The sequence below is a fragment of the Bifidobacterium thermophilum genome, from assembly GCF_037482445.1.
GTDB lineage: Bacteria > Actinomycetota > Actinomycetes > Actinomycetales > Bifidobacteriaceae > Bifidobacterium > Bifidobacterium thermophilum_B.
Map to the genome: position 1 here is coordinate 483098 of NZ_JBBHLY010000003.1, position 15835 is coordinate 498932.

8 protein-coding genes are annotated in these 15835 nt (G+C 61.1%); 6 read left to right on the forward strand and 2 right to left on the reverse strand.

Features of this window, described 5'->3' with window-relative positions; genetic code table 11:
* Positions 1 to 382: 382 nt before the first annotated feature.
* The 3 genes from WD012_RS04640 to WD012_RS04650 all read left to right on the forward strand — a co-directional run bounded on the left by WD012_RS04640 (position 383) and on the right by WD012_RS04650 (position 4245).
* On the forward strand, positions 383 to 1618 hold the full coding sequence (locus WD012_RS04640; RefSeq protein WP_339562627.1) for an ABC transporter substrate-binding protein: 1236 nt from the start codon (positions 383 to 385) through the stop codon (positions 1616 to 1618).
* A gap of 425 nt (positions 1619 to 2043) precedes the next feature.
* Complete coding sequence (locus tag WD012_RS04645; RefSeq protein ID WP_339562628.1) at positions 2044 to 2823, forward strand: HNH endonuclease family protein; 780 nt, start codon at positions 2044 to 2046, stop codon at positions 2821 to 2823.
* 78 nt (positions 2824 to 2901) lie between these two features.
* Complete coding sequence (locus WD012_RS04650; protein ID WP_339562586.1) at positions 2902 to 4245, forward strand: Nramp family divalent metal transporter; 1344 nt, start codon at positions 2902 to 2904, stop codon at positions 4243 to 4245.
* 829 nt (positions 4246 to 5074) lie between these two features.
* Here the strand turns inward: WD012_RS04650 and WD012_RS04655 are convergent.
* Positions 5075 to 6733 (reverse strand): MDR family MFS transporter, encoded by a 1659-nt coding sequence (locus tag WD012_RS04655; RefSeq protein ID WP_422614353.1) that lies wholly within the window; start codon positions 6731 to 6733, stop codon positions 5075 to 5077.
* Between the two features lie 600 nt (positions 6734 to 7333).
* Positions 7334 to 9028 carry a sugar transferase gene (locus WD012_RS04660; protein ID WP_339562587.1) on the reverse strand — a complete coding sequence of 565 codons (1695 nt, stop codon included), beginning with the start codon at positions 9026 to 9028 and terminating at the stop codon, positions 7334 to 7336.
* 383 nt (positions 9029 to 9411) lie between these two features.
* Here WD012_RS04660 and WD012_RS04665 point away from each other — a divergent pair, with 383 nt between their 5' ends.
* From WD012_RS04665 to WD012_RS04675, 3 genes are all read left to right on the forward strand, one after another.
* Entirely contained in the window at positions 9412 to 10017 is a 606-nt protein-coding gene (locus tag WD012_RS04665) for an arsenate reductase/protein-tyrosine-phosphatase family protein (RefSeq protein WP_339562588.1), read from the forward strand.
* A gap of 518 nt (positions 10018 to 10535) precedes the next feature.
* Positions 10536 to 11633 carry an endonuclease/exonuclease/phosphatase family protein gene (locus WD012_RS04670; RefSeq protein WP_339562589.1) on the forward strand — a complete coding sequence of 366 codons (1098 nt, stop codon included), beginning with the start codon at positions 10536 to 10538 and terminating at the stop codon, positions 11631 to 11633.
* A 536-nt stretch (positions 11634 to 12169) separates the two neighbouring features.
* The coding region (locus WD012_RS04675) for an Ig-like domain-containing protein (protein ID WP_339562590.1) at positions 12170 to 15835 on the forward strand (3666 nt) is incomplete at its 3' end.

Here is a 15835-nt window from a genome sequence, read left to right on the forward strand (position 1 = left end):
ATCCACCACGCAATCCACCACGCAATCCACCACGCAATCCACCGCGCGACCTCGGAAACATGAGTGTGCGCTATTGGTTACGCCAGGTGCGCGTTCGGCAACAGCGATGTTGCGGTCGGGGAACGGCCGGGAAATGTTCAATTCGCACAATTGTCCACAACGCAACGCTCCGGGGTTCGCGCAGGGAACTATCCCGACACACGCCGAACCGGCTTGGGGCAGCGGATTGCTTGGGAAATGCAGAAGAAAGGAAGATATCATGACTGGATTCACCGGATTCACCGGCACCACACCCGCGATGAACGATTCCGCAGGCGCCCGGGAGCGATACCGGAGCGGAGACCACACGTACGCACGCCATCGCCACTCCTCCCGTGCGGCCATGCGCGCTACCGCGCTGGTCGCCGCCGCCGCGCTCGGACTGTCCGGCCTGGCGGCCTGCGGTTCCGGATCCTCATCATCCGGCTCGTCCTCGTCCGGCTCCGAAGCGTTGACGCTCGGCGGATTCTTCCCCGAAACCGGCAGCATGTCCTTCCTGGGGCCTGACACGGTCGCTTCGTTCAAGTTGGCAGTCAAGGATATCAATGCCGCGGGCGGCGTCCTCGGCAAAGACGTGAGCACCGCCATCGCCGACTCCTCCGACGCCGACCACGCCGACCAGAACACATCCGGCGTGCAATCGTTGCTCGCGAAGAATGTGGGTGCGATTATCGGTCCTACATCCAGCTCCGTGACCAAGAACATCTATAAGCAGGCTTCCGGCTCGAAAGTCCCGGTGATTTCCGTGGGCGCCACCTCGCCGAGCCTGTCCGGCATCGACCCGTACTTCTTCCGCACCATCGCCCCGGATGGTGTGCAGGGCGCGGTGATGAGCAATGTCATCGAGCAGGATGGCGTGCAGAAACTCGCGATCGCCGTGTTCAATGACGAGTATGGCACCGGTCTGCGCAAGGTGATCGTGAATACGCTTGCCGACAGCAATGTCGATATCGTCTACGGCAAGACCGAAACCTTCGACCCGACCGAAACGAACTTCTCCTCGCTGGTGTCCACGTTGAAAGCCGCGAAGCCCGACGCGATCCTCGTCATCGCCTTCGACCAGACCAAATCGTTGGTCAAGGAGATGATCAGCCAGGGCATCGACACCAACAAACTGTATCTGACTGATGGCAACACCCAGGATTACTCCGGTGATTTCGACGCCGGCGTGCTCAAGGGCGATTCGGCGACCATCCCGGGCGCCGAAACCAGCGAGGCGTTCCAGAAGCGCATCAAGTCCATCGACTCCTCGGTCAAGAACTTCACCTACGCCGCCGAAACCTACGACGCGACCGTCCTGGCCGCGCTCGCCGCCCAGAAAGGCAAGTCCACCGATGGCGAGACCATCAAGGACAACCTGCCCGCGGTCTCCGGCGCTGACGGCGGCACGAAGTGCACGAGCTACAAGGAATGCCTGGCGCTGCTCAAGGGCGGCAAGTCGATCCACTACCAGGGTCTGACCGGCATCGGGCCGTTCAACAAGGACCATGACCCGTCCAGCGCGAATATCGGCGTCTACAAGTTCGACGGGGACAACAAGCCGGTGTTCGACCACTCGCAGTCCGGCAAGGTGTCCTGATCGCTCTGCCGGCACAGATGGCAATGCCATTCCGTTTTGTGGCCCAGCCGTCTGATTCGCAGCGTCGCCTCCATCGGTCTCTCCCGGCGGAGGCGACGCTGTCGATGCCGCCGAACGGTTACCGGCGAGCGGTCGCGGCTGCCCGCTACGGCCGGCCGTACTTCACGCCGGGCTACGAACCTTGATACTTGAGGCGTGTCGCCCATCGTCATATCCGTACGGTACCTTCGAATCACCCGTTGTTCCGCAGGGGGCGCGGCTCGACGGGTGCACTGGACAGAAGCACTGGACAGAAGCGCCGGATGCCCGTACTGGATTCCGGCTTGGGAGGGGATATGCACCAAGGTTGGGGAAGGCTTCCGCGTCGCCATAGCACGCGATTTTCAGCTTCGTTCCTGCGCTCGCCCGCAGCGCGGGTCGGCGTGATGATCATCGTCGCGATGCTGGTGGGCGTGGCGGTCGGCCTGGCGCTGCCACGGGTGAACCCACCGGTCGCCCGCATCACCGGCGAATACGCGGTGTCAGGGCCTGTGGCAGATGTACTGCACACCCTTGCCATAGACGACCGGCAATCCGGCAAAGGGTACCGTCGGGACGAATTCGGATACCGGCAGACCGACGACGACGGCAACGGCTGCGATATCCGCGATGACATCCTCGCCCGCGACCTGCACGACGTGCGATTCACTGTCACCGGCGGTTGCACGGTGCGGTCCGGCACGCTCGAAGACCCATACACTGGGCGGACCATGATGTTTACGCGTGGCACCATGTCAAGCGCGGACGTGCAGATCGACCACGTGGTGGCGTTGGAGAATGCCTGGCGTTCCGGCGCTCGCGAGTGGACCCGTGCGCAACGGTATCGGTTCGGCAACGACCCGATGAATCTTCTCGCCGTCGAAGGCAAAGCCAACGAGGAGAAGGGTTCCGCCTCCGCCGCCTACTGGCTGCCGACCAACAGCGGTTTCCGCTGCACGTACGTGACCCTCCAGATCACGGTCAAGGCGGCTTACCGGCTGAGCGTGACCCCGCAGGAACGCGAGGCTATGGCCGCGGTGCTTCGCGGTTGTCCTGGGCAGCGCATCCCGGAGCGGCAGCCGGCCCTGCATCCCGCTTCCTCTGCGTACGGCGTGTCGCCTTACGGCACAAGGGCCCGGCAAGCCGTGCCACAGCATGTTACACGCCGTTACATAACGGACCTATAACACAAGCGGCATAGTGTGCGGGCGGCTACCCCGGCCGTGCACGACACACTGACGACGAGACATGAGAGATGGTTTGGCATGAGCGAGTCGGAGTATCAGGAAACATATGCGGGGCCCGCAGTCCACAAGACGAGCGCAGTGTCCGCAGCGCATGTTGTCACGGGCGCACCCGGGGAGGGGGGTGGCACGGATGCCCATCATCATGCGCATCATGGGCATGCGCTCGCCTCGATCCTCGGCCCGGCGTTCGTCGCGGCGGTCGCCTACGTCGATCCAGGCAATGTCGCGGCGAATGTCACGTCAGGTGCGCGCTACGGCTACCTGCTGGTATGGGTGCTGATCGTGGCGAATCTGATGAGCGTGCTCATCCAGTATCAGAGCGCGAAGCTCGGCATTGTGACCGGCAAATCGCTGCCGCAGATCCTAGGTGAACGGATGAGCGATGCCGGGCGGTACATGTTCTTCATGCAAGCGGAAGTCATCGCCATCGCCACCGATCTCGCTGAAGTCATCGGTGGTGCAATCGCGTTGAAACTGCTGTTCGGATTGCCGCTGTTCTGGGGTGGTTGCGTAATCGGCCTAGTGTCCACGGTGCTGTTGTGGTTCCAAGGCGGGCGTACACATCGCCTGTTCGAGAAGATCGTGATCGCGTTGCTGCTGGTGATTACGTTCGGTTTCATCGCCGGACTGTTCGTGGACCCGCCGAACGGCATGGAAGTGCTGCATGGGTTGATTCCCCGGTTCAAGGGCGCTGATTCGGTGCTCATGGCGTCGTCCATCCTGGGCGCGACGGTCATGCCCCATGCGATCTACCTGCATTCCACACTGGTGAACGACCATTATGCGCCTGGTGAGGAGAAGCCTGGAATCAAGCAGTTGCTGCACGGATCCAAGATCGATGTGGTCTGGGCCCTGGCACTGGCGGGGACCGTGAATCTGGCGTTGCTGGTGCTTGCCGCCAACTCCCTGTACGGCATGAAGGGGACGGATACCATCGAAGGCGCGCAGCATGCGATCGAGATGGCGCTCGGCCCGGCGGTGGGAACGATTTTCTCGATCGGGTTGCTTGCCTCATCGCTGTCGTCCACGTCGGTCGGCACGTATGCCGGGTCGGAAATCATGCGCGGGCTGTTGCATATCCACGCGCCGATGTGGGCGTGCCGCGTGGTGACGCTGGTTCCGGCGCTGGTTGTGCTTTGGTTCTCGTCGAATCCTACGTACGCGCTGGTGGTCGGGCAAGTGGTGCTGTCCATCGGTATCCCGTTCGCCATCATCCCGCTTATGCGGTACACCCGCGATCCGGAACTCATGGGGCGATACCGGGATGGTCTGGCGAAGCATGTGCTGTTCATGGCAGTAGCCGGGCTGATTATCGCGCTCAATATCGTGCTTGTCTACCTGACGCTGACCGGCCGCGGATGACTGGCACATGTGCCGTGGTGCCGCCCTGTTCTGTTTGTCGTGTTCCGCATATCCGTGCGGACTGAATACTGCCGGTGCGGGGATTGCCGGCGGTCTTGGGGCACTGGGGGTCTCCCCGCTCGTCTCCGGGCTGCCTGTACAGTATCTTTTCCGCACCGTGCGGATTGGTGCGTGATTCGTCGCCTGTGGAGGCGTCGCGGCGGCTAGTGGTGTGGCCTGGTGATTGTGTCATGCCGCGGACCATTGGTATTCCGCCATTCCTGGTTTCTGTGCCCTGCCTTGGCTTGCTCCTATCCCTTGGTATTCTTTCCATACTGTGCATTCCACCGGGTGATTCGGCGTGTGCGGAGGCGGCGCGGCGGCCGGCTGGGCTTCCCATGGGTGTCCGGATTGGGGGATTGGCGGTATTCCGCCATTGTTGATTCGGTCTCCTGTCTTCTGCCCGGTCCGATTCCTTGGTATCCTTTCCGCACTGTGCATTTCACCGCGTGATTCGCCGCCTGTGGAACGATCCGGGGCTGGCTCGGTTATCCGATGCCTGGGGTGTGGTGGCAAGAACCGCGGTATTCCGCCAATTCTGTTCTCACGGGCATTGTCGATGCTGACTGGATCTCTTGGTATCCTTTCCACACTGTGCGGATTGATACGCGATATCACGGCTGTGGTGCCGGAGCAGGGGCCGACCGGTATCCCTGCGGATGGAAGGATTATTCGTTTGGCGGTATTCAGCCATTCCTGGCTCTCATACCCTTTCTTGGCTTAGCCCCATCCCACGGTATCTTTTCCACACGATGGGAACCGGGAGGGTTTCCGCGTGGCGTGGAGGGCATCATCGCGCACGTACCCGCCCCAAGGCGACCTGTGCAGCCTCACGAGCCGATCCGGCGCCCTTCCCGCGTACGCCGAATATCACGAGCAGCAGCTGTGCGAGCACAAAGCACGCACTGATCCGCAGCGTCCATTTCACGCCGTCGATGTTGGCAAGGGTCGCGTCAAGCCCTCCGGAATGGAACATGCGGGTCAGGGTTTCCATGGTGATGACCATCACCGGTGCGCCGATCGCCCCGGCGATCTGCCGCACGGTGTTGGTGACCGCCGATCCGGCCGATACCTCCTGCCGGGCGAGACAGTTGAGCGACCACGTGGTGATGGGCATAAGCACAAGCCCCATGCCGATCTGCCGGGTGAACTGGGAGATGGACACCCACCAAATCCACGTGTCAGTGCCGATCATGCTCATCATGACGGTGCCTATCAGCAGCGTGCTTGACCCCACCAACGCCACCGGTCTCGCGCCGAACCGGTCGAGCAGCCTGCCGCCGCAGAATTGCGCGATGCACTGTCCTATGGCGCCGGGCAGCATGACCAGGCCGCTCATGGTCGCGCTATACCCGCGGTCGTTCTGGATGTATAGCGGGATGATCACCATGATCGAACTGAACGCGAAGAAACTCAGCGCGGCGCATATCGTGCCGATGGTGAAGCTGCGGTTGCGCAACACGCCAAGATTGAGCAGCGCCGGCTTCGGTGCTCGCCGGGAAGGCCGCGTCTCTGCCGTTTCAGCTGTTTCAACTGCTTCAACCGTCCCGGGTGTCCCGGGCCTTTCCTGTGTTCGTTCCCACTGCTCATACACCGCGGTCATGTGGATCTGCCGTGTCACGAACCACACGATGCCTGCCACGCCGACAACGATCGGCACCCACACGAGCGGGTGGACGAACGGGTGGGCTTCGATATTCGTACATCCGAACATCAACCCGCCAAACCCGAAAACAGACAGGCTTACGGAGAAGAAGTCGGCTTTTGTGCTGCGGTCGTTGGCACCGAAGTTGTGTAGTCCGAAGAATGCGAGCAGCACTGATATCAGCCCTATCACCGACAGGGTCATGAAGATGGACCGCCAGCCGTTCGCATCGGTCTGCCAGCCTCCGATGACCGGTCCGATTGCCGGGGCGACGCTCATCGCCATGCCGACGGTCCCCATGGCGAGGCCCCGGCGTGACAGCGGGTAGATGGAGAAGACGGTGATTTGCAGTACCGGCCACATAACGCCTGTGCCGATGGCTTCGAGGATTCGCCCGAGCAGTACGATGATGAATGTCGGTCCGAGCCACGCGAGCAACGACCCTGCAGTGAACACGAGCATGGACGTGATGACGATCTGCCTGGTGGTGAATCGCCGGGTGAGGTACGCGGTCAACGGCACCATGACGCCCATGACGAGCTGGAATACCGAGGTGAGCCACTGGCCGGTGGTCACGCTGATGTGGAAGTCCTTGACGATGGTGGGCAGGGCGGAACTGAGCTGCAGCTGGGTGAAATTGCCGACAAAGGTGATGAAGGTGAGGATGATGAGCGAGACGAGTGCGGTATGGCTCAGGTGCCCGTCGTTGTAGGTTTCCGCGGAGGTCAGGGGTTGTCGGACGTTCGCGATGATCGCTTTCGTCTGTCCCTGTCTGCGTGTGTGTCGGTTGTTCCGTGCGTTCAATGCCTCACCTGTTTCGTGCGGATGTCGCGAGCGTGCCATCGGTGCGGTGCGCCCGGTTGCGATGTGGGTTTGTGCGTTGTGTTCCGTGTGGCAGCCCTGTGCCGTGACTGACACGTGTGGCCGGGGATACTGTTCCACGATAGTCAAGTCGGGGCACAAGCAGGTGAACTCATAGTGAAAACCGGTCGGCTTGGTCTACCGGAGGCCGTGCGCACAGGCGTGGATATCGGCGTGCGAACAGATGCACACACAGCGCAGGCACAGCGCAGGCACAGCACAGGCACCGGGCGTATGCACAAGTACCAGGTACGCGCACCTGCGTGGAAATGCACGTGGGGGCGCCCGCCCGAAAGCAGCCGCCCCACGAAGTGCTACGCGGAATACCGTGATACGTCCCCTTCCCGGCGCGTCAAGATTTCCGCATGATGCGCCCGCCGCCGGTAAAAACCGCTGTCGGAGGCAGAACGCAAGTGCTGATCATGCCATCGTTGATGTCACTCTGGCATGCAATGTCTGGCATGCAATGATGAGAGTGCCGATGGCGATGATGATTACGTTAGTGGTGTTGATAACAGATGCCGGTTACATACGAACCCGCGATCAGTATGATCCGGTACCGCGCAACACCGCCAACACGGTCTTGAACAGAATCGCGATGTCGCCGGTGATGGACCAGTCCTGCACATAGGAGACGTCGATGAATTCGGACTGCTCCTTGGACAGGTCGCTGCGGCCGGAAACCTGCCATGCCCCGGTGATGCCGGGTTTGACCAGCAGGCGGGTGGAGTACAGCGAGTCGTACCGCGCCACTTCTTCTGGCAGCGGTGGTCTCGGGCCGACCAGGCTCATGTCGCCTTTGAGCACGTTGAACAGTTGGGGCAGCTCGTCGATGGAGGTCTTGCGGATGAAGTGCCCGATCTTCGTGACTCGCGGATCGTCCTTGAGCTTGAAGATGAACCGGTCTTCGATGCCTCGCTCCTTGGCGAGTTTCGCCTTGATCGCATCGGCGTCGGTACGCATGGACCTGAACTTGTACATGGTGAACGGCTTGCCGTAGATGCCGATGCGCTTCTGCGAATACAAGACGGGACCGCCATCTTCATGCTTGACCATGATTGCGGCCCAGACCATGATCGGTGAGGCGAGGATGAGCGCGATGGTGGAGAGCACCAGGTCGCAGATCCGCTTCACGATGCGCGTCGGGGTCGTGTACTGCCCGAGTTTGGCGGTCAGAATCGGTGTCGCGGGGTTGTTGCGCAGCCGCAGGTCGCTGCCGGCTACGTCCGCGACCTTGGTGGTCAGGGCGAGCTCGATGCCCATGGATTCAACCGCGAGCGACAGGGTCCGCATGGTTTCCGAGTCGCGGGTGAGCACGTCGGCGATGAGCACCGTCTGCGCGTTGAGTTGTTTGGCGGTCTGCGGGAGATGCGAGTCGAGCGTCAGCACTACAAGGTCGCGTTCGTCATCTGTTGTCGGAACGAACCGGTCCTTGACGGAAATCAGGTGCTGGGGTGCGTCGTCATCGCCGGTGATGTCAACCGCGGCAATCGGGCAGACGGCTATCGGCTGGTAGCCGAGGGCATACCCTTGCTTCAGCTGTGCGATGGTTTCATGGATGCCTTGGGGCGAGCCGACGATGACGGTCGGATAATTGTATTCTCCCTTGCGCCTGTTGCGGTGCAGGGCCTTGCGCATGAGGCATCGCTCGACGGTGATGAGCACCAGACCGATGATGGGAACCGCGAAAATCAGTGTGCGTGGCGTGTTGAGACGGAAGATATAGGTGATGGTGCACATGGCGACGAAGTACATCACCTGCGAGTTGATGATTTTGGTGTACAGGCCGTACCCTTCGCCCATGGTGTGACGTTCATATGTTTTGGCGGCGTACAGGCATACCAGGTTGCATGCACACGCAAGCAGCAGGTATATGGTCAGCCCGTTACGCTGCCCAAGCAGTGTGGCGTAGCTGTTGTGGCTGAACAGGAAGACGATGCCGCATGCGATGAGTGTCATCAGTGTGTCGAGCGCCGCGAGCGTGAGATTGTAGATGTACCGCCATGTAGGGATGCTGTGGGCTACGGCTTGGTTACGGTTCCCGGCCGTACGGTGGATGCCGCCCTGGGGGTCTGCGGCGAAATACGAGCCGTCGAAGAACGAGGTCTGGCCGGGGTCAGTGGCAGAGGAAGCGCGGCGTGGCGTGGTGGAGAAAGCGCGTTCCTCGCGGCGAGGCGATTGGGATGCTGTCTCCTGCCGTCTCGGTTTGGTCTGCACCTGGCTCGCTGGTGTTGCCATCTATACCCCCTCTGGTGGTTTGTCTCAGACTAGCTTAGCGCGTAATCGTGTTTTCCGTCCCCCCCCCCCCGTCATTGTTGCTTGACGTACGTGCCGATTTCGGGGAGATAGCGTGAATACGTTCGCACACCGGAAATGTAGCATCCGCTGTGCACATTGTCTGCCATTGTGCTGTCGGCGCTCAGAAAGCAGTGGTATGGGCGGGTTTTGCCGGGGTTGGTGAAAGGGGTATATGGCCGCTTCCGCCGGCTGGGTGCGCAGGGCGGCACCGTGGTGGGCGCGGGGTGAGGGTAAGCTAGAACCAATTCACAATCCATGCTGTGGAGTGTCGGTGAGTCCGCGCTTCGTATGCTGGTCGCAGCGGTACAGGAGGATCGGGCGGTATGCGGGTGATGTTCGTGTGCACTGGGAATATCTGCCGTTCCCCTATGGGCGAACTCTTGTTGTCGCGGTACCTTGCCGACACCTCGATTGAGGTTTGCAGTGCCGGTACCAAGGGATTGCCCGGGCATCCGATCGATGCTTCGAGTGCGACGCTCATGTCGAGTGTCGGCATTGATCCGAGTGCATTCCGTTCGCGCCGTCTTACCCGTGAAATGGCGAACGGGGCGGATCTCATCCTGTGTTTCGAGGCCGCGCAGCGCCGTGAGATCGTCACGCTGGCTCCCGCTGTCGTCCGCCGTACTTTCGTGATTACGGAGTTCGCCGCATTGTGCGCGTACTGCGCCGACCATGGCTTGGTGAAGGGGCGCACCATCCAGGAACGTCTGTGGTCGGTGGTCGAGGCCGCGCCTATTGCCCGGCCTCTGCTTCCGCCGTCCCCGGATATCGAGGATCCCCACGGCAAGACCTTCGACGTGTTCTGTACGGCGGCGGATGAAACCAATCGTGCGCTGCGTACCATACTCAACAGTATGCGCAAGCACGCAGGAGCCAAGATCCACCCCCTGGGACAGCCCGAGTGGAAGCAGTTCACCGCCATTGTGTGACGCTTAATATTCCGGTTGTGCCGGTTGCGCCGGTTGCGTATGCCGGGTCATGCGCTGCTTATGGTCGTGCTTATTGATGATGGGTGTGCAGGTGTGACTCTTCTTCTGGGACGTCCGTGTGAGTCGATTCTCACACGACGGTACCGATTGAAGTGTCGCAGGCCGATTCGGGCCATCCTGACCCCCAGTTTGTGAGCCGACCCTCACAAACTGGCACTGATTGAAGCCCAAACCGTCAAATCAAGGCTTCCTACGTGTCGCCATGTGAGCCGAGCCTCACAAACTCGCGCCAATCGTTACTGCAGCGGTTATATTCGTGGCCTCCGACTCCCGTTGTGTGAGCCGACCCTCACACAACGGCACCCGTCCCTGCCGCAGTCGCCGTCGTCGATGCCTTCGGCTGTACCGGTTCCGCTGACAAGCTCGATGGGCTACTATGTGTGGCTGGGGTGCATCCGGTCCTGCCGGCGGTTCAACGCCGTGCCAAGGGATGCGAAACGTGAGGCGATAGGCGGGCGATGAGCGATATCCAGCAACTGTATAACGCGGTGGACAGTGACCAGAATCTGTATTCGGACTGGAACCGTGAGGATTCGCTGCGCGCCCGTCCGCTGTTCACTGTGTTGTGGTTGGTGATGCTTGCCGTCGTCGTGGTGATGGCCTTGCGCATGATTCCCAATGGTTTTGACGGGCGCAAGTATATTCCCGTGGCTGTCGCCTTCATGCCGTGGATGGCCGGTATAGCGGCGATAGTGCTGTTGTGCGCGCTGGTCGGCAGGCGCCGTGGGCTCGCCGCGGTCTGCGTGGTGTGCTGTGCTATCCAGGTGGGTTGGCATTGGGGCTATCTGAGGCCAGCGGACGGTGCGGTGGCGGATTTGCCAGATACCGGCACGCTGACGGTCAATACGGGCGACCGGTATGCGCGGCTCATGACATTGAACACGAAGAACGGCCTGGCGGATGCCGACCAGATTGTGCGCGCCGTGCGTGAGGAGCATGTCGAGGTGCTGGCGCTGCAGGAAGTGCAGGGTACGCTGCTGCAGAGGCTTGAGCGGGCCGGGCTGACGGTATTGTTGCCGTATTCCGAGATCGCGTCGGTGACGAACCATGACAATGGCGGGGTGAATGCGCTGTTCACGGCGGCTCCGATGTCGTCGCGTACGGCGAATCTTCTGCCGATTGAGTCGTCGAATATCCCGTCGGGCTGTGTACGATTCAACTTGCGCACGGTGTGTTTCGGCAGTGTGCACCCGTTCTCGCCGCGGCCGAGGAATCAGGGCTTGTGGAACAGCAGCCTGGACAGCATATCCAAGTTGCAGTCGAATACCAGGCTGTTTGTACTCTTGGGGGATTTCAACGCGACGTGGGATCATGCGAGTTTCCGATCGTTGCTTGGTTCGCGGTTCGTGGATGCAGGGGAGCGCAACGGCGCGTGGTTCCATATGACGTACCCGTCGAATGCCATGCTGTTCTGCGGCAGAATAGCGGTGCCGCCGTTGGTGGAGATCGACCATATTGTGCATGACCGCAGCATTACGGTCGGGGATCTGGAGACCCTTGATATCGCCGGTTCGGATCATCGCGCGTTGCTCGGCACGCTCGACGTGGGACGCTGATCGGCGCTGATCGGCTTTGTCCGGCTTTGTCTCCTGCATCCGGCAGCAGGCTTTCCCGTCCGGTTCGTCCTGTACCGCGAAACGCCGATAATCGGCGTGTTGGTTTGTGGATTTTTTGTGTATATCTGCATCAGTATCATTGCAAACGTTTCATTGTTCTGATTTCGCCGCTTGCATGACATCGTTCGCAAACTTTCTTGCGTGCTTGCGCGAAAAGTATTCATGTTTCATTGATGCAGTGGTGGCAACGGGGGGATGCGGGGGTGTCCGCAACATATCCGTGCAACGTTCCACGGGGCGGGAAAATGGCGGGAAACAGGGAAATCGCCAGGACGTGGGGCGCCTTCTGCCAGCCTGCCAGCACATATTCAGACGATTGTCATGGTTATCATCGGCGTGTTTTCAAGAAACCGCAAGTCCAGCGAATCAGCCGTATACTAGAGAATACGTTTGCAGTGATGCAGGCGCCATCACACAACGGGGCGTGATTGCCAGCGATGGTTCGCATGCCCCCTAAGAAGAGTCAAGGAGGCTCAATGCGCACTGGTCGATATTCGGCTGATGCCGGCGAAGGGAATCACTCGTCGCCTAAGTCGTCCACGATTACACGTCATGGCATGTTCAGGAAACTTGCCGCAGGCGTGCTCGCCGTGGCCACGATGTTCGGTGGCATGGCACTCGGCAGCACGACCGCATCCGCGGCCACCAGCAACCGGGACAGCTATACGGACACGCTGGGCAACGCGGACTTCGAGGCCGCACGTACCAAGTACGGCCTGACCAAGGACATGAAGAACGGCGCGATTCTCCACGCGTGGATGTGGTCGTTCAACACCATCAAGAACAACATGAAGGCGATCGCCGAAGCGGGCTACACGTCGGTTCAGACCGAGCCGATGAGCGCCATCAAGACGAACCCCGCCAATGGCAAGAAGTTCACCGAGAACTGGTACTACGTCTACCAGCCGACGGACACGACCATCGGCAACTTCGTGGTCGGCACGGAACAGGACCTCAAGGATATGTGCGCCGAGGCCCACAAGTACGGCGTGCGTATCATCGTCGACGTGGTCGCCAACCACTTCACGTCCGATTGGAACGCGATCGGCGGCGACTGGAAGGACACCAGCCTGTTCCACTCGCGCACCAACTGCCCGGGCACCGCCGGCGATCAGATCAACTACAGCGACCGTTGGCAGGTGACCCACTGCCATCTGCTCGGCCTGTGGGATATCAACACCGAGAACCAGACGGCCGCCAACAAGATGAAGGACTTCCTCGTCGAGGCGGTCAATGACGGCGTCGACGGCTTCCGCTTCGATGCCGCCAAGCACGTCGAGCTTCCTGACGAGTTCTCGCAGCATTCCGTGTATTGGGAGACCATTTTGAAGAATGGCGCCCAGTACCAGTACGGCGAGGTGCTCCAGGGCGACAGCAGCCTGAGCTATACGGGCTACACCAACATGTTCACCCAGTACTCCTCCGATGGCGGCGGCGCCACGGCTTCCGACTACGGCAAGACCGTGCGTGCGGCCATCAAGAGCAGCAGCCTGAGCGCCAGCAACCTGTCGAGCCTGCGTAACGGCGGCGCGAAGGATGACCAGCTGGTCACCTGGGTCGAATCGCATGATAACTATGCGAACGGCGACAAGGAATCCACCGGCCTGACCGACTACCAGCTGCGTATGGGCTGGGCCATCGTCGGTTCCCGTGCCGGCGGCGCCCCGCTGTACTTCAACCGCCCGGTCGGATCCGGCGGCAACAACGCGCAGTTCGCCGAGCAGTCCCAGCTGGGCGATGCCGGCGACAACATGTGGAAGGACAAGGCCGTTGTGGCGGTCAACCACTTCCGCAACAAGATGAACGGCAACAGCGAATATCTGCGTAACTGCCAGAGCCAGAACTCCTGCCTCATGATCGAGCGCTACGCCAAGGACGGCAAGGCCGATGACGATGGCGTGGTCATCGCCAACATGGGCGGCGATGTCAACCTCGCCGGTTCCGACACCACCCTTGACGACGGCACGTACACCGATCAGGTCAACGGCGGCACCATCACCGTCTCCGGCGGCAAGATCACCGCAGGCACCGCCAAGGGTGGTGCGGTGAGCGCCTTCTATGACGCCAACGCCGAAGTCGGCACGGTCGAGACCGTTACCGCGAGCCCGGAGAGCAAGTCTTTCTCCACCGACACGATGACCGTGACCCTGCACACCCGCAACGCGTCCGGGGCCACCTACACCACCTCCGAAGGCCAGTCCGGCTCCTTCAAGGACGGTGACACCATCGAGGTCGGCGGCAGCAGCAAGATCGGCGATTCCATCACCGTGACAGTGAAAGCCAAGGGCAGCACCACGGGCAAGGAACTGACGAACACCTACACGTATTCGAAGGTCGCCACGCCGGTGCAGAATCTCGCCAGCTACTATTCGACCAACAAGGCCGGGTACGGCGGCAAGAAGACCATCACCGTCGACGGTGACGTCTCCGACTGGGACAGCTCGATGATTGTCGCGCAGGGCACCGCCAACGACGACCCGCGCGTGTATCGTCCGAACTCGATGTACGAGGTCCCGATCGATCTGTACACCCTGTATGCCGCGTATGACGACAACAATGTGTACCTCATGTGGGAAATGACGAACGTTCAGGACGTGGTAGCGCCGAACGACAACTACCCGCTGTCGCAGGGCACACTCTACGAGAACATGAACGTCCCGTTCTTCATCGCCTTCAGCACCGGACAGTCCGACACCATCGGCAAGAGCGCCCAGCTCACCACCGGTGGCACGCTGTGGGCTTCCGGCCTGACCTGGCAGGAGAAGCTCAACCGCATCATTGCTATCTCCACCAACGGCGCCAACGGCCCGTTTGTGTACAGCGGTGACAGCACCGGCCTGAACGCCAATGCGATCTACGGCCCGAAGGCCAATGCGAAGACAAACACCCTGGCCTCCGGCATCAAGTTCAAGTGGGGCAAGGGCATTCTCAGCAAGAACGTCTACGGCATCGACGGCGCCTACGGCACCAACAACGGCCGTGTCGTCGGCGATATGACCAACGAGAACGCCAAGTGGGTCGACTTCAACACCAAGGGCCACAACTCCAGCACCATGGACTTCCATTATGAGATGTCCATCCCGCTGAGCGAGCTCGGCACCGACGCTGCAAGCGTCGCCAAGAGCGGCCTCGGCGTGCAGGTCGTGGCGACCATGGGCAAGTCCGGCATGGATTCCCTGCCGTATGACCTCACCGAGAACGACAACGCCGACAAGGATGATTCCGCCGGATCTCAGGAGAACAACAGCTTCGAGAAGTCCGATGAGGACAACTTCACTGTTCCGTTCGCCCGCATTGGTGCCAAGGACTCCGGTTCCACCGGCGGTTCCGGCAGCGGTGGCTCCACCACGGTTCCGGTGTCGTCTGTTGCTATCTCCGGTGATGGTGTGTCGGGTGGCGCGCTGTCGCTTGAGAAGGGCAAGTCCGCGCAGCTCTCCGCGTCTGTGAGTCCGTCGAACGCGACGAGCAAGACGGTCACGTGGAGCTCGTCTGACGCGTCGGTCGCTTCGGTGACGGGTACCGGTTATGTGACGGCCGTGAAGGCCGGCACGGCTACGATCACCGCGACCGCGGGCGGCAAGAGCGCCAGCATCACCGTAACCGTGACCGATTCCGGTTCCGGTGGTGGTTCTCAGGGCGGTGGTACAACCACGTCCTCGAACTACCTGTATGTCAAGAAGCCTTCCGGCTGGAACAGCGTGTATGCCTACATCTACAACGGTGACGGCTCTTCCGCCGCAAGCAACGCGAAGTGGCCGGGCGAGGCGATGACCGCGATGACCACGGCAGACAGCTGCGCCTCCGCTGGCACCTACCGCATCGAGATTCCGGATCTGGGTACGGGCACGTACCGTGTGATCTTCTCCGACAACGGCAGCAACTCCAACCGCTACCCGGCCGACATGGCCCCGGGCCTTGAGTTCACTCGCGGCACGGCAGCCCAGTGGGACGGCTCGTCCACCACACTGTCCGCAGTGACTTGCAAGACGCCTGATGTTCCGGTGTCTTCGGTTGCGGTTTCGGGTTCGGGTGTGTCGAATGGCGCGTTGTCGTTGGTCAAGGGCAAGTCGGCCCAGCTGACTGCGACCGTCAATCCGTCGAACGCGACCAACAAGACCGTGACGTGGAGTTCGTCGAACGCG